At 68.0% G+C, this 25,486-nt stretch carries 14 protein-coding genes and 2 pseudogenes; 13 read left to right on the forward strand and 3 right to left on the reverse strand.

Translation table 11 applies throughout. The features are described 5' to 3' along the window. The first annotated feature begins 156 nt into the window (after window positions 1-156). From IPK27_00960 to IPK27_00970, 3 genes are read left to right on the forward strand one after another with little or no spacing between them, the layout of a single operon-like run. Window positions 157-1,893 (forward strand): LTA synthase family protein, encoded by a 1,737-nt coding sequence (locus tag IPK27_00960; protein MBK8066228.1) that lies wholly within the window; start codon window positions 157-159, stop codon window positions 1,891-1,893. A gap of 23 nt (window positions 1,894-1,916) precedes the next feature. Next, window positions 1,917-2,114, forward strand: coding sequence for a hypothetical protein (locus IPK27_00965; GenBank protein ID MBK8066229.1), 198 nt, complete (start codon window positions 1,917-1,919; stop codon window positions 2,112-2,114). Further along, window positions 2,104-3,726 (forward strand): hypothetical protein, encoded by a 1,623-nt coding sequence (locus IPK27_00970; protein MBK8066230.1) that lies wholly within the window; start codon window positions 2,104-2,106, stop codon window positions 3,724-3,726. Before IPK27_00965 ends, IPK27_00970 begins: the two co-directional genes overlap by 11 nt. 140 nt (window positions 3,727-3,866) lie before the next feature. On the opposite strand, the gene IPK27_00975 is transcribed toward IPK27_00970, so the two are convergent. Continuing rightward, window positions 3,867-4,406: a hypothetical protein gene (locus IPK27_00975; GenBank protein MBK8066231.1), complete on the reverse strand. Its 540-nt coding sequence runs from the start codon at window positions 4,404-4,406 to the stop codon at window positions 3,867-3,869. A 155-nt stretch (window positions 4,407-4,561) separates the two neighbouring features. Here IPK27_00975 and IPK27_00980 point away from each other — a divergent pair, with 155 nt between their 5' ends. The 4 genes from IPK27_00980 (at window position 4,562) to IPK27_00995 (ending at window position 13,754) form a co-directional block, all read left to right on the forward strand. After that, the gene (locus IPK27_00980; GenBank protein ID MBK8066232.1) at window positions 4,562-7,276 is read left to right on the forward strand and encodes a pre-peptidase C-terminal domain-containing protein; all 2,715 of its coding nucleotides are present in this window, start codon (window positions 4,562-4,564) and stop codon (window positions 7,274-7,276) included. Window positions 7,277-7,632: 356 nt separating this feature from the next. Then, window positions 7,633-9,804: a methyltransferase domain-containing protein gene (locus tag IPK27_00985; GenBank protein MBK8066233.1), complete on the forward strand. Its 2,172-nt coding sequence runs from the start codon at window positions 7,633-7,635 to the stop codon at window positions 9,802-9,804. Between the two features lie 88 nt (window positions 9,805-9,892). Further along, window positions 9,893-10,711 carry a class I SAM-dependent methyltransferase gene (locus IPK27_00990; GenBank protein ID MBK8066234.1) on the forward strand — a complete coding sequence of 273 codons (819 nt, stop codon included), beginning with the start codon at window positions 9,893-9,895 and terminating at the stop codon, window positions 10,709-10,711. A gap of 112 nt (window positions 10,712-10,823) precedes the next feature. Further along, on the forward strand, window positions 10,824-13,754 hold the full coding sequence (locus tag IPK27_00995; GenBank protein MBK8066235.1) for a hypothetical protein: 2,931 nt from the start codon (window positions 10,824-10,826) through the stop codon (window positions 13,752-13,754). A 181-nt stretch (window positions 13,755-13,935) separates the two neighbouring features. On the opposite strand, the gene lptG is transcribed toward IPK27_00995, so the two are convergent. Together lptG and lptF are read right to left on the reverse strand one after the other, a co-directional pair. Further along, complete coding sequence (lptG, locus tag IPK27_01000; GenBank protein ID MBK8066236.1) at window positions 13,936-15,012, reverse strand: LPS export ABC transporter permease LptG; 1,077 nt, start codon at window positions 15,010-15,012, stop codon at window positions 13,936-13,938. Further along, the gene (gene lptF / locus IPK27_01005) at window positions 15,009-16,115 is read right to left on the reverse strand and encodes an LPS export ABC transporter permease LptF (GenBank protein MBK8066237.1); all 1,107 of its coding nucleotides are present in this window, start codon (window positions 16,113-16,115) and stop codon (window positions 15,009-15,011) included. The genes lptG and lptF overlap by 4 nt, the downstream gene beginning before the upstream one ends. Window positions 16,116-16,350: 235 nt before the next feature. Between lptF and IPK27_01010 the strand changes: the two genes are divergently transcribed. From IPK27_01010 to IPK27_01035, 6 genes and pseudogenes are all read left to right on the forward strand, one after another. Beyond that, entirely contained in the window at window positions 16,351-17,820 is a 1,470-nt protein-coding gene (locus IPK27_01010; GenBank protein MBK8066238.1) for a leucyl aminopeptidase, read from the forward strand. A 144-nt stretch (window positions 17,821-17,964) separates the two neighbouring features. After that, complete coding sequence (locus IPK27_01015; GenBank protein MBK8066239.1) at window positions 17,965-18,387, forward strand: DNA polymerase III subunit chi; 423 nt, start codon at window positions 17,965-17,967, stop codon at window positions 18,385-18,387. A 203-nt stretch (window positions 18,388-18,590) separates the two neighbouring features. Beyond that, window positions 18,591-21,298: pseudogene (aceE, locus tag IPK27_01020) on the forward strand (pyruvate dehydrogenase (acetyl-transferring), homodimeric type). A gap of 225 nt (window positions 21,299-21,523) precedes the next feature. Next, a complete protein-coding gene (locus IPK27_01025) occupies window positions 21,524-21,916 on the forward strand; it encodes a hypothetical protein (protein MBK8066240.1) in 393 nt (130 codons plus the stop codon). Between the two features lie 72 nt (window positions 21,917-21,988). After that, a pseudogene (locus tag IPK27_01030) lies at window positions 21,989-24,794 on the forward strand (DEAD/DEAH box helicase family protein). Next, window positions 24,791-25,465 (forward strand): restriction endonuclease subunit S, encoded by a 675-nt coding sequence (locus IPK27_01035; GenBank protein MBK8066241.1) that lies wholly within the window; start codon window positions 24,791-24,793, stop codon window positions 25,463-25,465. Before IPK27_01030 ends, IPK27_01035 begins: the two are co-directional and overlap by 4 nt. The last annotated feature ends 21 nt before the right edge of the window (window positions 25,466-25,486 follow it).

Below are 25,486 nucleotides of genomic sequence, written 5' to 3' on the forward strand. Positions count from 1 at the left end.
GCGGCGGCGTTCCCCGGCAGGCGAACCCGCCAGCCGTACCGGCTTGCTGCGCAGCCGGTTGCTCCTGCGGGCGGCCTGACGATTTCTGAACAAGCCACTAAGGAAGACGCAAGCTGCGGGTGGTGAGATGTGCGCTGTGAAGCGCGAATCATCCGCATGCCCCGATTCCTTGCATGGTTCCATGCCGGCCCCTACCGCGCGCTGCCGCGGTTGCTGCTGGCCTACCTCGTTTTCAGCGCCGCAATCCGCCTGGCGCTGGGCGCATTCAACGGCGATGTCGGGATCTTCTGGTCCGGGCGGATCCTCGGTGCGCTGGGGATCGGCCTGCTGTTCGACCTCGCGGTCGCCGGCTGCTTCCTGGTGCCACTGGCGCTCCTGCTGCTCGCACTGCGCGCGGGCCCTGTGCCGCCCAGCGGTGGCTTCGGCCGGCGCCTGATCCAGGCCGCGCTGCTGCCCTTCGCCGGACTGCTGGTGTTCGTCGCCGCGGCAGAGTTCGTGTTCTGGAACGAGTTCGCCTCGCGCTTCAACTTCATCGCGGTGGACTATCTGGTCTACACCAACGAGGTGATCGGCAACATCCGCGAGAGCTACCCGATGCCGCTGCTGCTGTCGGCGGTCGCGCTGGCCTCGCTGGCGCTGGCCTGGCTGATGCGCCGTTGGCTGCGCCCGGCGCTGCTGGCGCCGGCGCCGGCGTTTGCCGGGCGCGCCCTGCGCACCGTGCTGTGGCTGGCATTGCCGGTGGCCGGGATCTCGCTGCTGGATGCCAGCACCAAGGAGTTTTCGCAGGACGCGCAGGCCAATGAACTGGCTGGCAACGGCGTGTTCGACTTCTTCCACGCCTACCAGACCAACGAGATCGACTACGAGCGCTACTACCGTACCCTGCCGGACAGCACAGCGCTGGCGCAGGTGCGCCAGTCCCTGCACATTGGAGGCAGTCCGCAGCAGAGCTTCGACATCCGGCGCCAGGTCGCCCCGGCGGAACCGGAGCAGCGCTGGAACGTCGTGCTGGTGTCGATCGAGAGCCTCAGCGCCAGCTACCTCGGCCACTTCGGCAACCGCCTGGGCATCACGCCCAACCTGGACCGCATGGCCGACGAGGGCCTGCTGTTCACCCAGCTCTACGCCACCGGTACGCGCACCGTGCGCGGGCTGGAAGCGCTGACGCTGTCGGTGCCGCCTACGCCCGGCCACTCGATCGTCAAGCGCCCGCACAACGACCACCTGTACACGCTCGGATCGGTGTTCGCGCAGAAGGGCTACAAGCCGCTGTATGTCTACGGCGGCTACGCCTATTTCGACAACATGCAGGCCTTCTACGAGGGCAATGGATACCGCGTGGCCGATCGCACCGCGCTGGCGGACGACGAGATCCACTTCCAGAACATCTGGGGCGTGTGCGACGAGGACCTTTACACCCTGGCGCTGCGCGAGATCGACCGCGAGGCCGCCGCCGGCGAGCGCTTCTTCGCGCATGTGATGACGGTGTCCAACCACCGCCCGTACACCTATCCGGAAGGCCGCATCGACATCCCCAGCGGCGATGGCCGCGACGGCGGCGTCAAGTACACCGACTGGGCGATCGGCGACTTCATCCGCCGCGCGCGCGAGCGCCCTGGTTCAACGACACCCTGTTCGTGTTCGTGGCCGACCACACCCACCGCGGGCGCGGCAAGATGGACCTGCCGCCGCGCAACTACCAGATTCCGATGGTGGTCTGGGCGCCGGGGAAGGTCGCCCCGGGCCGGGTGGAGCAACTGGCCTCGCAGATCGATGTCGCGCCGACCTTGCTCGGCTTGCTCGATTTCCACTACCAGTCGCGCTTCTTCGGCAACGACATTCTCGCCCCCGGCGCGCGCCCCCGTGCGCTGCTGGCGAACTACCAGACGGTAGGCTGGTACCAGGACGGAATGGTCGTGGAACTCAAGCCCAACGCGCGCACCCGCGTGGTCGACGCGCGCACCGGTCTGGAGCGCGTACCCGACGCCCGCAGCGAGGCGATGACGCGCGAGGCCATCAGCTTCTACCAGATCGCCAGCGAGTCCTTCGGCAGCGGCGCGCTGCGCCTGGATGGGCCGCGCCAGGGCAGCGTGGGCAGCGACCATGCGCACTGAATTCCTAGGCTGCTGCTGGCTGCTGCTGCTGGCCATCGGCGGGAACGCTGCCGCCGAGAAGCTCGATCGGGCCCAACTGCAGGCCGATGGCGTGATCATCGGCGAGATCCGCATCCACGCCGACGATGTGTTCGACCTCGAACGCCCCGAGGAGAACCGCTTCGTCTATCGCCTGGCCAACCGGCTGCACGCGGAGACCCGCGAGGGCACGGTCGCGAGGCTGCTGCTGTTCAAGGTCGGCGAGCCCTACGACGATCAGAAGCTGCGCGAGTCCGAGCGCCTGCTGCGCCAGCGCCACGCCTTCTACGATGCGCGCATCCGCCCGCGGCGGATGGTCGACGGCAGGGTGGTGGTGGAGGTGCGCACCCGCGACATCTGGAGCCTGCGGCCCACCGTGGAATTCGGCCGCAGCGGCGGCGAGAACCGCAGCGAGTTCGGCGTCGAGGAGCTGAACTTCCTGGGTCTCGGGACCGAGCTGACCCTCGGCTATGCCAACGACGTGGAACGCGAATCCAGCTACCTCGCGCTGCGCCAGCCGCAGGTCGGCGCCTCGCGCTGGCAGGCCGATGTGCTGGCCGCCGACAACAGCGACGGGCACGCCTGGCGGCTCGGCCTGACGCGGCCCTTCTTCGCCCTCGACACGCGCTGGAGCGCGGGTATCGACGGCCTCGACCAGATCCAGCGCGAGCAGCGCTATCGCGCCGGCGAGGTCGTCGACCGCTACCAGCATGAGCAGCGCGGCCTGAACCTGCTGTACGGCTGGTCCAGCGGGCTGGTGAATGGCTGGACCCAGCGCTTCAGCGTCGGCACCAGCTTCGACGAGCACCGCTTTTCCAGCGTCGCGCCGATCGACGGCGTCGGCACCAGGGTGCTGCCGGAAGATCGCACACTGGTGTACCCGTGGATCGGCTACGAGCTGGTGCAGGACCATTTCATCGTCGAACACAACCGCGACCAGATCGGGCGCGCCGAGGATGTGCTGCTCGGCTGGCACGCCTACGCGCGCCTGGGTCTGGCCACCGAGGCCTTCGGCTCCGACCGCCGCGCCTGGGTCTACAGCGGCGCGCTGTCCTATGGTGACCGGCCGGACGACGCGAATGCCTGGCTGGTGTCCGCCGAGTTCTCCGGCCGCCGCGAGCGTGGCGAGTTCACCGCGATGCTGGCGCAGGTCGACGCGCGCTACGACTACCGCTGGAACGAACGCACTACCACCCACGCGCGGCTCGGCGCCCAGCTCGGCCAGTCGCTGGACCTGGACCAGCTGGTTTCGCTGGGCGGCGACAACGGCTTGCGCGGTTATCCCTACCGCTACGCCAATGGCGAGCGCAGTGCGGTGCTGACGCTGGAGCAGCGCGTCTACACCGACTGGTACCCCGGCCGCTTGTTCCGGGTTGGCGCGGCAGCGTTCGTCGATATCGGCCGCAGCTGGGGCGATCTGCCCGAAGGGCCGGAGCACCTCGGCACCCTGCGCGATATCGGCATCGGGCTGCGCCTGGCCAACACCCGCTCCGGCCGCGCGCACGTGATCCACATCGACCTCGCGCACCCGCTGGACGGCAGCGGCGACATCGACCAGCTGCAGTTCCTGATCAGCACCCGCAAGAGTTTCTGATCGCGGCAGGCCGGTCGCGCAGGCGTAGCCCGGCCGTACGCGCGCAGCGCCTTCCTCGGATGCTTGCGACAAGTACCCGCTGAGCCGCTGCGCGGCACAACGGGCTACTCAAGAACCAGAATCTTGCGGCCGTGCGCCAGTTACCGTACGCGTTTCACGTGCATGTCCGCGACGTGATCGCCGGGCTTGCCGTCCTTCCAGAAATTCCACGTGGAGCGGATCTCGTCGGCGCCTTCGAACACGAAGCGGGCATCGTGCATGTGGCCATCCTTCGCCGGATCGAAGTTGTTGGCGCGGTCGAAGGCGAATACCAGGGTCTTGCCGTCGCTGGCCTTGGCACGCATGGTCGGGTGGTTGCCGCTGGCGCAGTAATGGGTGAGCACCAGATCCTCGCCGTCGCGGAAGTAGACCGTCCGCATCTCGTGCGGGCTGCCGGGCCACAGGGTTTCCACCACCGCGCTGCCACCGCCGGTGACTTCATAGCGGATCGTCAGCTTGGGGTCGCTATTGCCCTCCAGGCCCTCGGCTGACCATTCGCCGGCCAGCGCCTTGAAGCGGTCGATCAGGTGCGGTGCGGGCGCCTGCGCGTCCGCCGGTGGTGGCGTCTGGTCCTGCGCATGCAGCGGCAGCGCGAGCGACAGTGCGAGGATGCAGGCAACGAGAATTCGGCAGGGCTTCATCGGGCGGCTCCGGGAATGGACGCACTTGCAGTTTACGCCGCGTCGATTCGGCTGTGGAATTTGCGAACCGTCGCAAGCTATTCAGGAAGCCACAGCGTCTGTGCCGCGGCGCGGGTGTAGATTGGTCGCAACTCCCCCGACGTGCGAAGCCGACCATGCGCCTGACATTCCTGCCGCGGCAGCCGCATGCACCTGATGTCGCGCGTGGCGCGCTGATCGCACTGCTGCTGGGTTGTGCCATGCCGTCGCTGGCCGCCTCGCCAGGCTGGGCCGAGTTTGCCGGCCGCGTGGCGGCGGGACCGGATTCGCTCGCGCTTTCCGATTGCAGCGGCGCAGTTGCCAGTGCCGACGTGACCATCGAGCAGTCCGACTTCAAGCCGGTGGCTGCCAGCCGCACCAAGGGCGGCTGCAAGCGCGCCGACGACTACCTGAGCGGGCGCTTGCCCAGTGGCGATTTCAAACTCGCTGCGCTCCCAGTCGACCGCGCCTTCCTCGCGCCACCGCCGGACCTGACGAAGTTCATCGCCGAGGATGCCAAGGCGGCCGGCGCTCCGGCCCGCTACGGCGTCGAGGTGGCCACGCCGGGCCTGTCGCTGCGCGACGGCAAGGCCAGCCACGGTGTGCTGGAAACCCTCGCCGACGGCCGCAAGGTCTGGCGCGTGGAACTGGTCTCGCCCGGCGCGCTGTCGCTGGATGTCGCTTTTGCCAGGCTCCGGCTGCCCGCCGGTGCCGAACTGTTCATCACCTCGAAGGACGGCATGGTCACGCGTGGCCCGGTCCGCGCCGGCGACGTGCAGCCCGACGGGCGTTACTATTCCGCCTTCGTGCCGGGCGACAGCGCCATCATCGAAGTGGCCATGACGCCGGCTGCGCTGGCCGGCACCGACATCCGCGTGGCCAACGTCGCGCACGCCTATCGCAGCATCCACGCGGCCGCGAGTGGCCAGAAGTCCGGCAGTTGCAATGTCGACGTCGTCTGTTCGCTCGGCAGCCAGTGGGGCGACCAGATCGACTCGGTGGGTCACTACACGGCGCGGTCGGGCGGGTCGGCCTTCGTCTGCAGCGGGCAACTGATCGCCAACACACGCGGCGACACCACGCCGTACTTCCTGACCGCCAACCATTGCCTCAGCAGTGAAGCGGTCGCCGATACCGTGGTGGTCTACTGGAATTTCCAGTCGGCCACCTGCCGCACGCCGGGATCGGCGGCCAGCGGTACGCCGCTGCCGAACACCATCGCCACCCACAACCAGTCCGGCTCCAATCTGGTGGCAACCAGTGCAGCAAGCGACTTCACCCTGCTGCGGCTGGATTCAAACGTGCCGGTGGCGGCGGATCCCTATTGGTCCGGCTGGGACGTCAGCGGCAACACGCCCAGCTATGTCGTGACCATCCATCATCCGGCGGGTGACGAGAAACGCATCAGCGATTCCGCGCAGCCGGTGGCCGTTTCCGCCTACTCCGGCGCGCCCGGCAGTGGCAGCACGCACTGGCGCATCCCCGACTGGGACAACGGGACCACCGAAGGCGGTTCCTCGGGTTCCGGCCTGTGGAACCAGAACAAGCTGCTGATCGGCCAGTTGCACGGCGGCAGCGCCGCCTGCGGCAACAACCTGCAGGACTACTACGGGCGCCTGTCGGTGTCATGGAACGGGGGTGGCACATCCACCACGCGCCTGCGCGACTGGCTGGATCCGACCAGCAGCGGCGTCACCAGCCAGCCCGGCAACCGCGCATCGAGCGGCGGCGGCGGCACGGTCGGGGGCACCGCGGACGAGCCCAGCGTCAGCCGCGTGCCCTTGCCGGTGCCGGCCTTGGCCAATGCAAGCTGCCCGGCCGGATTCTTCACCACCACCATCACCGATGGCCCGGTCGCCGGCCTCACCCCGGGCATCTTCGGCGTCGAGCTGTTGCTGGATGAACCGGGTACACGGATGCTCGCAGGCGGCCTCAACTTTGGCGGGCTCATCGACGCCGGCCAGGTCGGCTTCGCCGGGTTCAACTTTGCCAACACGGCGAACGAGAACCAGCGCTTCACCCTGAGCCTGCTCGGCAGTCCCGCCAGCAATGCCTCGGCCACCTTGCCGGTGCGCGTCAAGGTGCTCCGCCAGACCTCGGCCACCACCAGCGAAACGGTGTTCGATAGCACCGGCAACCTCAGCATGACCGTCGCCACCGTGGCCAACGTGACCGTGTCTCCGGGCTTCTATGTCGCCACGGTCGCGGTCGAAGGCACCACGGCGGGGCAGATCGGCGGGCCACCGGAAGGGCAGTTCTACTTCGGTCTGGGAACCAGCTTCGTCGATCGCCCGGGCGGTGCTTTCCAGGGCGGTGCGGTGGTCGGCGGCTACCACAACACGCATCCTTTTGGCGGCGTCTCCGGCTTCGCGGCCTTCTGCCTCGGTACCCAGCACAGCGCTAGCGTCCGCGTATTCTCGGCCCCGACCTATGGCGCGACCGGCGCGCGCGACCTGCGCCTGCAGATCCTCGACGCGCAGCAGAACGTGATCATCACCCACCCGACAGGTGGCGGCGGCAGCGTGCCGGGCCAGCTGACGAACGGCGTGGCGGTCAATGCTTCGACCAACTCGACCAGTCCGAACAGCGACTTCGACGAGTACACCGTGGTGATTCCCCCCGGGGCAAGCAACCTGAGCATCGCCACCACCAATGCCAATGCCGACCTCGACCTGTATCTGCGCTTTGGCCAGGCGCCGAGCCTGTCCAGCTACGACTGCCGGCCGTTCCTGACCGGCGGCAACGAGACCTGCACCTTGGCGACGCCCAGCGCCGGCACCTACTACGTGCGGGTTTACGGTTTCGCGACCGGACTGCAGAACTACACCATCCGCGCGAGCTGGAATCCCTAGGGAACCTCTGAAACAGTATCGCGAGCCGCGTTGCGAGTCAGAATCGTCTGCCGCCAGGCGCAGTCCGAAGGTCGTAGCCTGATCTGGGAAGCCGAGGACCGCAACGACGCGGCGGACGATCCTGCCCGCAACCCTTCGGGACGGGGCTGAATCGACCTCCAGCGAGGAAGCCGCCCCAGCGCATGGACTGCGCTCCGGCCGAGCCGCGGGCACCGCAGTGGTCTGCTGCAGACCGGCGTGCAGGCATGGCAATGAAAGTCGCACGGTGACGCCGGGTGCCTGGAACGGTGGCCTTGCGGCTTGCCTAGGTTCAGCGCCACACCGGATCATCGCGGGTTTGCCACGGAACTTCGTCGATGCCACCTGAGTTGCCGCACGGTTTCAAACGCTGGTCTTCGCTTGCGGGGATCCAGGCTGCGGCAGATGCCCTGGCTGCCGAGTGGCGCGGGCAGCAGGCGTTCCAGGATTCGCTGCTGGGCCTTGCGGCGTCCGGTGGCCCGGCTGGGTTCTGCGTGGCTTGCGGGTCCAATACCCACTTCGAGATCGGTCCGGTTGGCGGCCTGCCGCCCGGCGCGCAGCCGAACTGGCGCGAGACCCTGCGTTGCCCGGGTTGCGGTCTGATCAATCGCTGGCGCGCATCCCTGCATCTGTTCGAACTGAGCTTTCGCGGCAACCGGCAGGCCCCGATCTACCTGACCGAAGAGGTGACGCCGCTTTACCGGGCGTTCAGCGAGCGCTATCGCAATGTGATCGGCAGTGAATTCGTCTCGCCCTCGGCCGCTCCGGGTTCGGTCGTCAGCTGGCACAGTCGCCGGGTGCGCCACGAGGACGCGACTGCACTGTCATTCGCTGACGCTTCGCTGGCAGCGGTGGCCAGCTTCGATGTGCTTGAACACATCCCGAACTACCTGCGCGCCCTCAGCGAGTTCTCGCGAGTGCTCGCGCGAGGCGGAATGCTCCTGCTGACCGCGCCTTTCATGCTCAACGAGGCGCGTACGCGGATCCGCGCACGCGTCGACGAGAGCGGCAATGTGTGCCACCTGATGCCGCCGATCTACCACGGCGATCCGATCAATGGCGGCGGCGTGCTCTGCTACCAGGAATTCGGCTGGGACCTGGCCGATGCCCTGCGCGAAGCCGGGTTCATCGATGTCCAGCTGATCACCTGCTGGGCGCCGAACTTCGGCTACTACGACAGTTTCCAGTCGTTTTTCGTCGCGCGCAAGCGGGGCGAATTGCCGCTGTCGATGGCGCCCGAGGGTGCCCCTCCGGAGACGCGCTGGCACCGCTTCCAGGATGATGCGCGCGATGCCCTCGCGCGTTTCCGGCGCAAGCCGGCGGTGCGTTACCTGCGCCGGGTGGCCGCTGCGCTGCAGCCGCACCGCCTGGCCGAACGATGGCAGCAGGAGTTCGGCAGCGATGCGCCGGTCCAGGTCGGGTCGCCGGCAATTGCGGCAACCGCGGCACCAGCGGCCGCGGCCGCAGTGGCTGTGGCGCCAGCGCCGGGTCCGACGAGCGCGCCGGAGTCTCCTGCTGCGAGCCAGGGAGCGCCCACCTACGAGGAGCGTGTCGCCGCCGAACTGGCCACTTTCAGCGACATGGTCAACGTGCACGACCTGCCGGAGATCTTCCACTACTGGTCATGCAAGTACCTTGCACCACGCCTGGAGCACTTCGGCTATTCGCACCCGCAGGACTTCTTCGCCAAGGAACTGGCCCGTCAGCGCGAGGCACTCGGCCGCCCGATCCGCGCCATCAGCGTAGGTGCCGGCAATGGCGACATCGAGATCGATATCGCCCGCCTGTTGCGCGAACGCGGGGTCGACGGTGTGCGTATCGAATGCCTCGACATCAACCCGACAATGCTTGCCCGCTGTCGCGAGATGGCGCTCGCGCAGGGCCTGCAGGACGTCGTCGTCCCGGTGGTTGGCGATTTCAATCGCTGGGCGCCCGATGGCAGCTACGACGCCGTGCTTGCCAGCCAGTCCTTGCACCATGTCGTCGAACTCGAGAAGCTGTTCGACGCGGTTTCCGGCGCCATCGGCGCGCAGGGCGTGTTCCTGATCAGCGACACCATCGGCCGCAACGGGCATCTGCGCTGGCCCGAGGCGCTTGCGCAGGTGCGTGAGTTCTGGAAGGAACTGCCCGAGCACAAGCGCTACAACATGCAGCTCAAGCGCCTGGAAACCGAGTTCCAGGACTGGGATTGCTCGACCGAAGGTTTCGAGGGCGTGCGCGCGCAGGACATCCTGCCGCTGCTCATCGAGCGCTTCGAGTTCGAAGTTTTCATCCCGTGGAGCAACGTCGTCGACATTTTCATCGACCGCGCCTTCGGCCATCACCAGAGCATCCATGACCCCGCGGATTGCGCCTTCATCGACAGGATCCACACCTGCGACGACCAGGGCATCCTCGACGGTCGCTGGAAACCGACCCACATGATCGGCGTGCTGCGCCGGGAGCATTCAGGCACTCCCCACCTGTGGCAGGGGCTGACGCCGGAATTCTGCGTGCGCCATCCGGATTGAGTCCGGGCCCGGCATTCGCAGGCCGTGATCCGATCCCGCTATCCTCCGCGATCCGCGACAGCGGCGATCGTCAGACCCCGAGAAATTCATGAGCCATAACCTCCCAACCCATCCGACTATCGAGCAGTTGGAAGGATTCCTCGGCGACTTGACCGATCGCAGCTATCTGCGCGCGCACTGGCTGCGCTTCGTCGAGACCAAGAAGGAGCTGATGACCACCTGGCCGCAGGCGCGCGGCAACCGATTGCTCGATGTCGGCGGTCACTGGCTGCACCAGGCGGCGCTGTATGCGGTGGACGGATTCAAGGTCACCTCGGTGGACCTGGCCGCCACCTTCGAGTTGCCGCATGTGCAGGATCAGGCGCGTGCGCTCGGCATCGAACTGCATATCGAGACCAACCTGGAGCATCCGCAGGTGCTCTCGCAATTGCCGGAGAACAGCTTCGACCTGATCCTGTTCAGCGAGATCATCGAGCACATCACCTTCAACCCGGTGGCGATGTGGAGCACGCTCTACCGCCTGCTCGCGCCGAAGGGGCGGATCGTCGTCACCACGCCGAACTACTACGCCGCGCGTGGCCGCTTGTGGGACTGGAAGCGCTTCCGCAGCGGCAATGGCGGCGGCATCAGCGTGCGCGAGATCATGGACTACCACACCTATGGTCATCACTGGAAGGAGTTCTCGGCGAAAGAGCTGATCGAGTACTTCTATCGCGTTTCGCCGGATTTCGTGACCACCAAGGCGCTGCACCGCCACGCCTTCCACGAGCGCCAGTTCGGCCCGTCACCAGGCCCGATCACACGCTTCCTGGAGAACCGCTTCTCGATCCTGCGCCCCAACCTGCACATGGAGATCGACCTGGTCGCCAAGGAGCACGGGATCAAGGCGAAGCCGGGTTGGGGCTGATCGCCCCGGCCCATTCAGGAAAAACGGAGGAAATCCGGAGCCCGCCGGCATGCGGGCCAAGGCGGATCAGCCGATGCTGGCGGCATCAGCAGCCCGGGAATCCTGCATGCGCATGAAACGTCTCGTCTTCGCCGGCCTGGTCGGCCTTCCTCTGGCGCTGGTCGCCTCGCCCGTGGTCCCGCTGCGCAACACCGGTCTCGCCAGTGTTTCCGAAGTCGGCGTGTACAGCGGCCAGGGCTGCGCCTTTGTCGGCGCGCGCCTGTACTGCTGGGGCAAGAACCTGCGGGGCGAGCTGGGAGTTGGCGCTCCTGGAGTCAGCTCGCTTGCCGAGTGGGTGCGCAGGCCCGACTCGCCGACCGGCGATTTCCAGGCACCTTCCAGCCTGGCGGTGAGCGATCGCACCTGCACCAGCGACGCGGCGGGTGTCTGGTGCTGGGGCCAGAACGACTTCGGCCAGCTGGGGACGGGCGATCGCGTCGCGCGTGTGGTGCCGACGCGCGTGCCGGGATTGCCTGCCGGCATCCTGGAGGTGGTGCAGGGACCAGGCCACACCTGCGCGCGTGCAGCGACAGGCGTCTGGTGTTGGGGCGCGAATCTCGCCGGCGAAACCGGCCAGGCGCCCGGACCTGCGGTCTACGATCCGCAGCTCGGCATCACTCAGCCGCCGCCGCAACCGAACGCTCTGCAGGTGCCCGCGCTGGGAGCCACCGAGGCGCTGGCGCTCGGCATCCGCATGAGCTGCGCACTCGCGGCGGGCGAGGTCCGATGCTGGGGAGACAACGCCGAAGGCCAGCTCGGCAGCGGCGATACCGTGTCCAGCAGCACGCCCCGGCGCGTCGAGTTGCCACCCGGAATCCGTGCGATCTCGGCCGGGCAGGCGCATGTCTGCGCCCTGGCGGCCAACGGCGAGGTCTGGTGTTGGGGGAGGAATTCCTCCGGCCAGACTGGCGCGCCGCTCGATGTTCCGGTCCAGAGCCAGCCGCTGCGGGTGGCCGGGCTGCCCGGTCCCGCCAGCGCGATCCTCGCGGAGTTGTCGCAAAGCTGCGCGCGGCTCGACGCGGGGCGCTGGTGCTGGGGTTCTGGCGACGTCTACCCGGCCAGTCCCACGCCGAGCGTCCCGGCGCGACCGGAAGGCGCACCGCCCGACTGGCTCGGCGGGTGTTTCCAGGCGGCCAGCGAGCTGCGCTGCCCCGGCGAGATGTGGCGTCATCCCTACCAATCGGTCGATGCGCGCCCGCTGCCGCCTTTTTCCGAGGACGTCGCGGAGCTTGCGCTCGGCTCGGGTTTTGGCTGCGCCCGGCTGGTCGATGGCGCGGTCTGGTGCTGGGGTGCGAATGATCGCGGCCAGCTCGGCCAGGGCCATCTCGGTGTCGCAGAGACGCCGGGACGGGTGCCGCTGCCGGCCGCCAGCGGACTGACGGTGGGCCGGGCGCATGCCTGCGCGGTGACCGGCGACGGGCTCTGGTGCTGGGGCGCGAACTGGAACGGCCAGCTCGGCGACGGCGGTACCCAGGACCGGCCGAGCCCGGTGCGCGCCCGATTCGCGGCCACGCTTGCCGCCGCAGGCGACGGCCATGGCTGCGCCTGGTCGGCCGCGTCCGGCCTGCGCTGCTGGGGACGCAACGAGTCGGGACAGGTCAGCGGCCTGCCCGGGGCCAGCCTGCCCGATGGCGCGACGCCGCTCGGTGATGCGCGCGTACTCGAACTCGCGGTCGGCTGGCGACACAGCTGCGCGACCGTCGCGCTGGCCGGGGATGCCCGCGAAACCCGCTGTTGGGGTCGTTTGCCTTTGACCGAGGAGGAAGCGGCGGGCGCACCCATCGATACCTTGCCGCGGGTGTTCCCGGCCGGCAATACGGTGGTGGGCGACGCGTATCCCAGGTTGCGCAGCAGCGCATTCACCACATGCATCGGCGATCGCTGCAGCGGACTTGGCAACGTGCCTCCGGACCGCGGTGTGCTGCGGGCGCAGCAACCGCTGCAGCTGGAGGCGGGGACCACCGGCTTCTCCCTCGGCGGCACGCTCGCCTGCATCCAGGGAGCCGGCACCAACCTGCGCTGCTCCGCGCTCACCAACACCGTCTGCGCCTTCGACGTGCTCGCTGGACTCTCGACGCGACCGGGCTGGCCTTTTTCCTGCCTGCCCCAGGAAGCGGCCCTGACCCCGGCGGAGCGCGGCTGGTTGGGCGTGATCGGGCTGCCCGCCCGTCCCGGCATGCTCACCGCCGGCGATCACTATGCCTGCGGTGTGATCGGACGCCAAGTCTGGTGTTGGGGTCGCGGCCGGCCATATGCACCGCCCCTCGCAAGCTGGGCGCATGCGCCGGTGTACCGTGCGGGTGCGCTCGAGCCCGCGCCAGTGGTCGATGTAGCGCGAGATCCGGCGCGCGCCTGCCCGGCGTACGTGGTCTCGTCGGTCAGCCTGCTCGATCCTCTGGGTGCCGGATCGGCCGGCGCCTGGGGCCAGGAACTGCTGCTGGCCGACGGTCGGCGCCAACTCAATGGCGGGCTCAACTTCGGCGGTTTCGGCAGCGCAGCAGGCGTTGGCGTTCCGGGCTATGCGGCATTTTCGATCCAGAACCCCTCCGGCAGCGGCCAGCGTGTCACCCTGGACCTGGCGGGAGACGGCGGCGAGTTCGTGTTGACCGTCGAAAGCACGCTGCCGCCGGCGACCGCCCGCCGCGAAGTCCTGCGCGAGACCCTCGTGCTCGGCAGCGCAACCCAGCGGCGCACGCTCATGCTCGCCAACGGCTTCCACATCGTGGTGCTGCAGCCAACGGCCGGCAGCCGCCTGTTCCTTGCTGCCATCGGCACCACGCAGCCGGATGGCAGCCCGGCAGCCTTCGATGCCGGCGCGGTCGTCGGCGGCTGGTTGCAGGCCGAGCAGACCGGATTCGCCGGCCTGTGCACCGACGATGCGCGTGCCGTGCGTGTGCGCACCGAGGCGCGCAGCAGCCGCGGTGCAGACGGCGCCGGCGACCTGCGCCTGCGCCTGACCGAAGGCCAGAGCGGGGAGCTGTTGTTCGACAGCGGGGGGAGGTGAAGCGGGGGAGGTGAAGCGGGGCAGGGGGCAGGGGAAATGCTCGCGGCTCGTGCTTGCCGGCTCGTCCGGTGGAATGCCTCCAGATGCACGACCCGCACTTCGGCATTCACGAAGCCCGAAGGGGGTCTCCTGCCCCTCGCCCCGCTTCACCTCCCCCCGTGTCACCTGCCCCGCTCGCTCGCTACTTCGCCGGCCGTCGCAGCGCCCACACAGTCAGCGCGATCAAGGCCAGCGGCGGACCGAGGTTCACCAGGATCAGGCCGTCGCGGTTGGTCTCGGCCAGGTTGATCAGGGTGCGCTGGCCGAAGTAGAAGCCGATGCCGAGCGCCATGCCGAGCAGCAGGCGCTGGCCGAGGCCGCCGCTGCGCAGATTGCCGAAGGCGAAGGGGGTGGCGGCGAAGGCCAGCGCGAGCGCCACCAGCGGGTAGAACACGCGGTACCAGAAGGCGCTTTCGAAGGCGAGCGCGTCGAGCTGGTTGACCCGCGCGTAGCGGATCGTTTCGTACAGGTCGGCCGTGCCCTGCTGGCGCGGGCGCACCGTGTGCGATTCGATCAGGCCGGGATCCAGCAGCGTGGTCACGCTTGCGCTCTCCTCCTTGCCGCTTTTCACCTCGGCGTCGCTCAGCTGGTCGCGCACGATGCCGGAAAGCTCGAAGCTGCCGCCGGTGTAGCGCGCGCGCTCGGCCTTGAGCACCTCCTGCATCCGCGCATCGGCGCCGAACTGGTAGCGCCAGACTTCCCACAAATCCACCTGGCCCGGCCCGCCGACGACGATGCGCTTGGCATTCCACACCGCCTGCCCATCGCGCAGCCACAGGCCGGAGCCGGAGAAGGCGATGCCCTGCGATTTCGACTGCGCCGACAGGTCGGCGGCCATGCGGTCCGCACGTGGGCCGATCCATTCGCCCAGCACCAGCGCGACCACCAGCAGCAGTCCTACTGCGTAGACGCCGGCCACGCCGATGCGCAAGCGGCTGGCCCCGGCCGCCTGCAGCGCGATCAGCTCGCTGCGCGCGGCCAGCGCGCCCAGGCCAAGCATGCAGCCGACCACCGCGGCGGTGGAAAACATCTGGTACAGCCGGCGCGGCACCGTCAGCGCGATGTACTCGAGCACCCGGGTCAGGTCATAACTGCCGATGCCGATCTCGTCGAGTTCGTTGAGCAAGGCGAGCAGGGTGTCGAAGCCGACGAACACCACCCAGGCCAGCAGCACCGCCGGGATCACCGCCTTCAGCACCAGCAGGTCGAGGCGGCTCATTTGACCCCCAGCGCCGCCAGTGCGCGCCGGCCGCGGTTCCAGGCCGCGAGCTCGCGGCCCCAGGCGATCGCCACCACCGCGAGGAAGCCGACGTGCACCCACCAGGTGCCGAGCCAGGCCGGCAGCGTGCCGGTCAGCGCCCACACGCGCGCCAGCTCGACCAGGTTCGAGTAGGTCACGTACAGCAGGATCGCCACCACCACCTTGTCGTAGCGCGGCTGGCGCGGCGCACTCTGCGCCATCACCGGTGCCAGCATCAGCAGCAGCATCAGCACCAGCGGCTGCGCCAGCCGACGGGTCAGTTCGGCATCCGATTCGAGGTCGTCGGCCAGCCACAGCGAGAGCGTGCTGCGCGCCTGGCGCGGGTCCTCTCCGGTCTCGCTGGTCTGGCGCGGGAAAGTGATGTCGGCGCGTTCGAAGCGGATGCGCCGGTAGCCGGGCTCGCCCGGCTTGCCGTCGACCCGCTCGCCGGCATCCAGCCGCAGCACCACCTCATCGGCCGTCTCGTCGATCTCGATCGAGCCGCGCCGCGCAGTCAGCACCACGCGGTGGCCGTCGCGCTCGCGCACCAGCATGATCTCGTCGACGCTGCGCTGGTCGGCGCTGACATTCGACACATAGAGCACGCCGGCATCGCCGGGCAGCTCGACGAAACGCCCCGAGGACAATCCGGCTACCGCGACCGAGCGTTGCGTCTCCACGATCATCTTCGCCGCGATCTCGCGCCCCAGCGGCGCGATGTAGAAGGCCAGCGCCGCCTGCAGCAGCACCAATAGCAGCGTGGTGCGCAGCAGCGGCCGCAGCGTGCGCAGCGGCCCGTAGCCGGAGGCGGCGAGCACCGCCATCTCGCTGTCGCGATACAGCCGCCCGTAGGCCAGCAGCACCGCGAGCAGGCTGCCGAGCGGCAGCAGCAGCGTCAGCGCCTCCGGGATCCGCAGGCCGATCTGGCTGAGCAGCAGCACCGGCGGCACCTTGCCGCGCGCGATCTTGTTCAGCACGTCCGTCAGCAGGCCGCCGAGCACCACCAGCAACAGGATCGCGAGCACGCCGGCCAGGGCGTACCAGACTTCGCGTTCGAGGTAGCGGTCGGCGCGGGAGGTCATTGCGGGTTGTGGGTTGTGGGTTCTGGGTTGTGGGCAGAAACGGCCGGCATGTTCGCGATCAGGTCGCGAGTCACGGGCTCTGGCTGCCCACAACCCACAACTCACAACCCACAACCGGCAACAACTGGGCCATACCCGCCGGGTCGGGCTAGACTCTCGGGTCTGCCCGGCCCATCGGTCGCGCATTCTGCCCGCCGCCGGGCAGGCTTGGCCAATTCGCTTCCGGAGACCGTTCATGCTGGAGTTCAAGCCCCTCACTGTGCGTCCCAAGGACGTGGCCGCCTCGCTGGTGATCGTCGGTGTTTACGAGGAGCGCATGCTGACCAGCGCCGCGGCGGAGCTGGATGCCGCCGGCGGTGGTGCGCTCAAGCGCCTGATGGAAAGCGGCGACGTGACCGGGCGCGTCGGCACCACCGCGCTGCTGCACCAGCTGACCGGGCTGTCGGCGCCGCGCGTGCTGGTGGTCGGCCTGGGCGAGCAGCGCAAGTTCGACGCCGCGCGCTTCCTGCGCGCCACGCGCGAGGCGCACAAGGCGCTGAAGGGCCTGCCGGTGGACACCGTCGCCTCCTACCTGACCGAGGTCGAGGTGCCGAAGCAGGACATGGCGTGGAAGCTCAGCCAGTCGGCGCTGGCCGCCGATTACGCCGCCTACAAGTACACCGCGACGCTCAAGGCGCGCCCGGAGCGCATCGAGTTGCGCGAGGTGCAGTTCAGCAGCGGCGCCTACACCGGCGACGCGCTGGAGCGCGCCAGCGGGGTGGCCGCCGGCGTGCGCCTGGCGCGGGAGCTCGGCAACCTGCCGCCGAACATCTGCAACCCGGCCTATCTCGCCGAGCAGGCGCACGAATTGTCGCGCCGCCACCCCGAGATCTCGGTGCAGGTGCTCGAGCGCGCGGAGATGGAGACCCTCGGCATGGGCGCGCTGCTGGCGGTGTCCGCCGGCAGCGAGAACGCGCCCAAGCTGATCGCGATGGACTACAAGGGCCAGGGCGGCGGCAAACCCTTCGTGTTCGTCGGCAAGGGCATCACCTTCGACACCGGCGGCATCGACATCAAGCCGGCCGCCGGCATGGAGGAAATGAAGTTCGACATGTGCGGCGCCGCCGCGGTGTTCGGCCTGATGGAAGCGGTCGCGCGGCTCAAGCTGCCGCTGCGCGTCGTCGGCATCACCCCGGCGGTGGAGAACATGCCGGATGGCCGCAGCTACCGCCCGTCCGACGTGGTCAAGACCATGGCCGGGCACCAGGTGGAGATCCTCAACACCGACGCCGAAGGCCGCCTGATCCTGTGCGATGCGCTGACCTGGGCGCAGCGCTATGAGCCGCATACGCTGATCGACATCGCCACCCTGACCGGCGCCTGCGTGGTCGCGCTCGGCACCCACGCCACCGGCCTGATGAGCCGCGACGACGAACTGGCCGACTCGCTGCTCGCCGCCGGCGAGGCCAGCATGGACCGCGCCTGGCGCCTGCCGTTGTGGGAGGACTACCAGAGCCAGCTCGACACCGGTTTCGCCGACTTCGCCAACATCGGCGGCAAGTACGGCGGCGCGATCACCGCCGGCTGCTTCCTGTCGCGCTTCACCGAAGGCCAGCGCTGGGCCCACCTGGACATCGCCGGCACCGCCTGGGACGCCGGGCGCAAGGGCACCGCGACCGGCCGCCCGGTGGGGATGCTGGTGGAGTGGTTGTTGGGACAGCAGTAAAAAGTGAAAGGTGAAAAGTGAAAGGGGGAGCACGCGCGCGATCGCGTCTCCTCTTCACGTTTCACCCCACTCCGCCGCCGCACGTTCCCAATCTCGCGCGCCTCTCTTTCACTTTTCACCTTTCACTTCTCACAGCTCTACCCAGTGCCTCGCGCCGACTTCTACCTGATCGACAAGCCCAAGTACCGCGAGCAGCCGCTGCGGGTGGTCTGCGTTCTGGCCAAGCGCGCGTACGCGGCGGAGATCCCGACGCTGATCCTGGCGCGCACGCTGGACGAGGCCGAGGCACTGGACGATCTGCTCTGGTCCTTCGAACCCGACGCCTTCATCCCGCACCAGATCGCCGGGGATGAGGAAGACGACTACACCGCGGTGCTGATCGCGCCGCCGGGCGCGCAGGTGGCCGACCGCCCGCTGGTGATCAATTTGCGCGAGGAATGCGCACCCGGCAGCTACGAGACGGTCAAGGAAGTCGTCGCCGCCGACCCCGCCGAACGCGATGGCTCGCGCAAGCGCTGGGCGGAGTACCGCAAACGCGGGTTCGAGGTGCAGAAGTTCGATCTGTAGCGGGGCACGGGGCACGGGGCACGGGAGAGGCTCGCATGCGGCAGCGACCCCGCAAGTAACTGTTCCCTCGAATTCCCAACTCAGCGCTCGAAACTGAATCTGGCCCGAGGTTTTCCCGTGCCCCGTGCCCCGTGCCCCGTGCCCCTCTTCTCCAGTCCATAATCCCCCGACTACGCAATCGACGACTCGCCGCGGGAGGGCGCATGGACCAGAAGATCGACGTGACCAGGACCGATATCGACGCGGCCGAGACCCAGGAGTGGCTGGACGCGCTGGAGGCGGTGCTCGAACGCGACGGGCCGGAGCGCGCGCATTTCCTGCTCAACCACCTGGTCGAGCTGAGCCGCCGCGCCGGGGCCCTGATGCCCTTCGACCCGACCACCGAGTACATCAACACCATCCCGCCGCACCTGGAGGCCAAGAGCCCGGGCGACCACGCGCTGGAATGGCGCATCCGCACCATCCTGCGCTGGAACGCGATGGCGATGGTGGTGCGCGCCAACCGCAAGCCGGGCGAACTCGGCGGCCACATCGCGAGCTTCGCATCGCGGCGACGCTCTACGACGTCGGCTTCAACCATTTCTGGCATGCGCCGACGGCCACCCACCCGGGCGACCTGCTCTACATCCAGGGCCATTCCTCGCCCGGCGTCTACGCACGCGCCTTCCTCGAAGGGCGCCTGTCGTCCGACCAGCTCGACCACTTCCGCATGGAAGTCGACGGCAAGGGCATCAGCTCCTATCCGCACCCCTGGCTGATGCCGGATTTCTGGCAGACGCCAACGGTGTCGATGGGCCTGGGTCCGATCACCGCCATCTACCAGGCGCGCTTCTTCAAGTACCTGGAGCACCGCGGGCTGATCGCGCCGAGCAAGCGCAAGGTCTGGTGCTTCATGGGCGACGGCGAGTCGGATGAACCCGAATCGCTGGGCGCGATCGCGCTCGCCGGTCGCGAGGGCCTGGACAACCTGGTCTTCGTCATCAACTGCAATCTGCAGCGCCTGGACGGCCCGGTGCGCGGCAACGCCAAGATCGTGCAGGAACTGGAAGGCGTGTTCCGCGGTGCCGGCTGGAACGTGCTCAAGGTGCTCTGGGGCGGCCACTGGGATCCGCTGTTCGCGCGCGACAGCAAGGGCGCCCTGCGCAAGATCATGATGGACACCGTCGACGGCGAGTACCAGAACTACAAGGCCAAGGGCGGCGCGTACACCCGCGAGCAGTTCTTCGGCAAGACGCCGGAGACCGCGGCGATGGTCGCCAACATGTCCGACTACGACATCTGGCACCTCAACCGCGGCGGCCACGATCCGCACAAGGTCTACGCCGCCTATCACTCGGCCGTGAACCACGCGGGCGAGCCCACCGTGATCCTGGCCAAGACGGTCAAGGGTTACGGCATGGGCAAGGCCGGCGAGGCGCAGAACATCACGCACCAGCAGAAGAAGATGGACAGCGCCGCGGTCAAGGCCTTCCGCGACCGCTTCAACATCCCGATCCCGGACGACAAGCTGGAGGAAGTGCCGTACTACCACCCGGGCCCGGACTCGGTGGAAGTGAAGTACATGCTGGAGCGCCGCGCGGCGCTCGGCGGCTCGCTGCCGCAGCGCCGGCGCAAGGCCGACGAGGCCCTGCCCGCGCCCAAGCTGGAGGTCTTCGAGCGCCTGCTGAAGTCTTCCGGCGAGCGCGAGATCAGCACCACGATGGCCTTCGTGCAGGCGCTCAACCTGATCCTGCGCGATGCCGCGGTGGGACCGCGCACGGTGCCGATCGTCGCCGACGAGGCGCGCACCTTCGGCATGGAAGGCCTGTTCCGCCAGATCGGCATCTACGCGCCCTTCGGCCAGAAGTACAAGCCGATGGACGCCGACCAGCTGATGTACTACCGCGAGGACACCGCGGGCCAGGTGCTGCAGGAAGGCATCACCGAGGCCGGCGCGTTCAGCTCCTGGCTGGCGGCGGCGACCAGCTACAGCACCAACAACCTGCAGATGCTGCCGTTCTTCATCTTCTACTCGATGTTCGGCATGCAGCGCGTGGGCGACCTCGCCTGGCTGGCCGGCGACATGCGCGCGCGCGGCTTCCTGCTCGGCGCTACCGCCGGCCGCACCACGCTGAACGGCGAAGGCCTGCAGCATGAGGACGGCCACTCGCACCTGCTCGCCGGCGCGATCCCGAACTGCAAGAGCTACGACCCGACCTTCGCCTTCGAGGTTGCGGTGATCCTGCAGCACGGCATGCAGCGCATGCTCACCGAGCAGCACGACGAGTACTACTACATCACCCTGATGAACGAGAACTACCCGCACCCGGAGATGCCGGAGGGCGCGGCGGAGGGCGTGATCCGCGGGATGTACAAGCTGAGTGAAGCGGGGCAAGGGTCAGGGGGCAAGGGGAAGAGCAAGAAGCCGGCGTTGCACGTGAATTTGCTGGGGTCGGGGACGATCCTGCGCGAGGCGATGGCGGCGGCGGAGCTGCTGGCGAACGACTTCGGCGTGGCCTCGACGATCTGGTCCTGCCCGAGCTTCAACGAGCTGCGCCGCGATGGCGTCGATGCCGAGCGCCACAACCGCCTGCATCCGCTCGGAGAGCAGCGCATGCCCTATGTCGCCCAGTTGCTGGCCGGCCAGGGCGGCCCGGCGGTCGCCGCCACCGACTATGTGCGCGCCTACGCCGAGCAGATCCGGCCCTACCTGCCGCACGGCATGCGCTACAACGTGCTCGGCACCGACGGCTTCGGCCGCTCCGACACCCGCGCCAACCTGCGCCGCTTCTTCGAGGTCGACCGCTTCCACATCGCGGTCGCCGCGCTGTCCGCGCTGGCCGACGAGGGCAGCGTGGACCGCAAGCTCGTCGCGCAGGCCATCGCAAAGTACGGCATCGATACGGAAAGGGCGAATCCGGAGACGGTGTGAGGGCGTTGCTCAGCTGATCGCGCCGCTTCCTGTCTGGAGCGGCGCGATCCGGGCTGGTGGTCGCCCGAGCCCTTGACTCGCCACCATCGAGCGCCACCCGATCGGCCTGATTCCTCCTTGGGATTTCTGCCAAGCTGCTCGCCTCACCCGCCAGCCGACGATGGATCGGATGCAGATGCACCTCTCGTTGCGCTCACTTGTGCGCGCGCTGCGTATGCCTTGGTCGTGGCGCTGACCCTGGGTCCGGCGGCGGTGGGATCGATGTTCGCCGTCGTGCAGCGTTGCGGCGACCTGGGTCAAGGCCTCGATGTTCCCGCTCCCGCGGGTGCCCCTTTCAGCCACTCCGCGCTCGACATCAAGAGCTACGCGATGGCCCTGCTGCAACAGCCCTACCGCCACATCAGCAAGCGCACCATGCCGCCCGAATGGCATGACCCACTGCCGCACACCCACGTCGCCCTCGACGACGCCAAGGCGCAGGGGACGTTTTTAGAGTGGGGCGCTGAGGGGATCTTGGAGATCACGCGCTCTGGTGGCAAGTTTCCGGGGTCGCCGCAGCGGTACCCATTGTTGCAGTATCTGGCCTCTCGCCCTGGACCTGCCGCACTCTCGATCTGACATGAGATGCCCGTTCACCAGCGTGCGCATGGTGAGGTCCTCTAATCCGGCCTCGACGCGACGGCGGCCCCGATGAAAGCCGAGGAACGTGCCCGCCAGGAGATCGACCGCCTGCTCACCGCGGCGGGCTGGGTGGTGCAGGATCTCAGGGCCATTGACCGCCATGCTGCGCGCGGCGTGGCAATCCGCGAGTTCCCGCTGGATCCGGGGCACGGTCATGCCGACTACCTGTTGTACATCGACGGTAGCGCCGCTGGGGTCATCGAGGCCAAGAAGCAGGGCGCCGCTGACCGGCGTCGAGATCCAGTCCGGCCGCTATGCACAGGGGCTGCCCGCCAGCCTGCCGGCCTGGCGCCGGCCGCTGCCTTTCCTCTACGAATCGACAGGTATCGAAACCCACTTCACCAACGGGCTGGATCCGTCGCCGCGGGCGCGCAATGTGTTTGCCTTCCACACGCCCGAGCACCTGGCGTTGCTGCTGCGCGGGCTTACGCCCGACATGGGCACGATGCGTGACGCGGTACCCGCATACACCGTCGCACGGGGATTCCTCCAGCGCTTGCAGCAGATGCCCGAGCTGGTCACCGCCTGGGGCGAGTGCCGGCTCTGGCCGGCGCAGATCACCGCCATCCGCAACTTGGAAGCCAGCCTGGCGCGGGACAAGCCGCGCGCGCTGATCCAGATGGCCACCGGCAGCGGCAAGACGTTCACCGCGATCAGCTTCATCTACCGATTGCTCAAATACGCCGGCGCGCGGCGGGTGCTGTTCCTGGTGGACCGCGGCAACCTCGGCCGGCAGGCGAAGAAGGAGTTCGACCAGTACGTCTCACCGGTCAACAACTTCAAGTTCGGCGAGGAGTACATCGTCCAGCACCTCGCCAGCAACCAGCTCGACCGCACCGCGCGCGTGTGCATCTGCACCATCCAGCGCATTTACGCGATGCTCAAGGGGCGCGAGCTGCCGGGCGAGGTGGACGACGAATCGACCGCGCGGGTGGAGAGCCTGTTCCGGGAACCGGAACCGATCGACTACAACCCCGCCTTCCCTATCGACACCTTCGACATCATCGTCACCGACGAGGCGCACCGCAGCATCTACAACCTCTGGCGCCAGGTGCTGGAGTATTTCGATGCCTACCTGATCGGCCTGACCGCCACGCCGAACAAGCAGACCCTGGGCTTTTTCAACCAGAACCTGGTGATGGAATACGGCCACCCGCAGGCCGTGGCGGACGGCGTGAACGTGAACTACGACGTCTACAGCATCAAGACCGAAGTGACCGAGGCGGGCAGCAAGGTGAAAGCCGGCTACTGGCTGCAGGTGCTGGACAAGCCCACCCGCGCGCGGCGGGACTGGCAACTGGACGACGATTTCGAATACGCGCCGGAGGAACTGGACCGCAGCGTGCAGACGCCGGACCAGATCCGCACCATTGCGCGCACCTTGCGTGACCAGTGGAAACTCGATCTTTTCCCGCAGCGCGAGGAACTGCCCAAGACGCTGGTCTTCGCCAAGGACGACAACCACGCCGAGGCCATCGTCTCCATCCTGCGCGAGGAGTGGGGCCGCGGCAACGAGTTCGCGCAGAAGATCACCTACCGCACCACCGGCGAATCGCCGGAGAACCTGATCAAGGCCTTCCGCACCAGCTACTACCCGCGCATCGCGGTGACCGTGGACATGATCGCGACGGGGACCGACATCAAGCCGGTGGAGATCGTGGTCTTCATGCGCAGCGTGCAGAGCCGCAGCTTCTTCGAGCAGATGAAGGGCCGCGGCGTGCGCGTGATCAAGGATGACGATCTGCGCCAGGTGAACCCCGGCGAGCATGTGCACAAGGACCATTTCGTCATCGTCGACTGCGTGGGCGTGTGCGAGCGCGACAAGACCGACAGCCGGCCGCTGGACCAGAAGAAGAGCGTTCCGCTGGACGCGCTGCTGCAGGCCGTGGCGCTGGGCAACATCGAGCCCGAGGTGCTGTCGACTGTGGCCGTGCGCCTCGCGCGCCTCGACGCGCAACTGAGCGGGCCGGAACGCGAAACGGTCCTGCGCACCGCCGGCGGACTTGAGCTCAAGGATCTGTCGCGCCGGATCATCGACGCGCTGGATCCGCGCGAGGACCGCACGCCGCAGCAGGCCGAGGCGGCCATGCGCGATTCGGTGGCGCCGCTGTCCAAACCGGAGTTGCGCCAGCTGATCCTGGGACTCAAGCGGCAGAAGGAACTGGTGATCGACTCGGTCACCCGGGACCGCGTGCTCGAAGCCGGGTTCTCCGAGGCCGCCCGCGAGCGCGCGCAGGGCATCGTGCAGAGCTTCGAGGCCTTCATCGCCGAGCACCGCGACGAGCTGACCGCACTGCAGATCCTCTACAACCGTCCCACCCGCGCGCCGCTGCGCTTCGAAGACCTGCAGGCGCTCGCCGACACGCTGCAGGCGCCGCCGCAGCTATGGACCGAAAGCCAGCTCTGGCAGGCCTACGCCGCGCTCGACCAATCGAAGGTCAAGGGCGCCAGCCGCCGGCGCATCCTCACCGACCTGGTGTCGCTGGTGCGCTATGCCATGCACCAGGAGAACGAGCTGGTGCCGTACCCCGAGAAGGTCATGGCCAACTTCCGCGCATGGCTGGCGCAGCAGGAAAACCTGCCCCCTCCCCCCGCGGGCGGGGAGAGGGTTGGGGTGAGGGGCCGCTTCACGGACGAACAGCGCTGGTGGCTGGAGAAAATGGCGGAGCACATCGCCAGCAACCTCGGCATCGAGACCGAGGACTTCAGCTACGCCCCCTTCGAGCAGCGCGGCGGGCTGGGTCGGGTGCACCAATTGTTTGGCGCGGAGCTGCCTAAAATGATGGATGAGTTGAATCGGGAGTTGGCAGCGTGAGCGCGGTTGCTGAGTCCTTCCCGTGGACCGCTCGCAGCGTTCGGCTCGGCGAGGTGGTCGAACTGAATCCTCGTCCAGACCGAAATGCTCTACCCGATGACCTCGAAGTGTCCTTCGTGCCAATGTCGTCCGTTGAAGCTGCCACGGGCCGTATGGACGCAACCTCAGTGCGGCGGTTTGCTGAGGTGAAAAAGGGCTACACGATCTTCCGCGAGGGAGACGTGCTGTTTGCCAAGATCACGCCGTGCATGGAAAACGGCAAGATGGCTGTTGCTCTTGGGCTGCGAAATTGCGTCGGTGTCGGGTCCACTGAGTTTCATGTGCTGCGGCCGCTGCCAGGCGTCGATGCGCACTACGTCTACCATTTCGTATCGAGTAGTCATTTTCGAGCCGAAGCCGCGCACCACATGACTGGAGCGGTCGGTCAGAAGCGGGTTCCGACTGCGTTTCTCGAGAACTGCAAGATTCACTTGCCCTCGCTGGACGAGCAGCGCCGCATCGTCGCCGAACTCGAAAAGCAGTTTTCCCGCCTCGACCAAGCCGTCGCCAACCTCAAGCGCGTAAGGGCCAACCTGAAGCGAGAGCAAGCGGCCGTTCTAAACTCCCGCAGTCACTGGGCATCTAACAGGAAAGTCCACTTCGACATCGGCGCGGACCCTAAACGCCAATGATCCTTTGCCTGATGGTTGGCG

This window comes from Rhodanobacteraceae bacterium (genome assembly GCA_016713135.1).
GTDB lineage: Bacteria > Pseudomonadota > Gammaproteobacteria > Xanthomonadales > SZUA-5 > JADKFD01.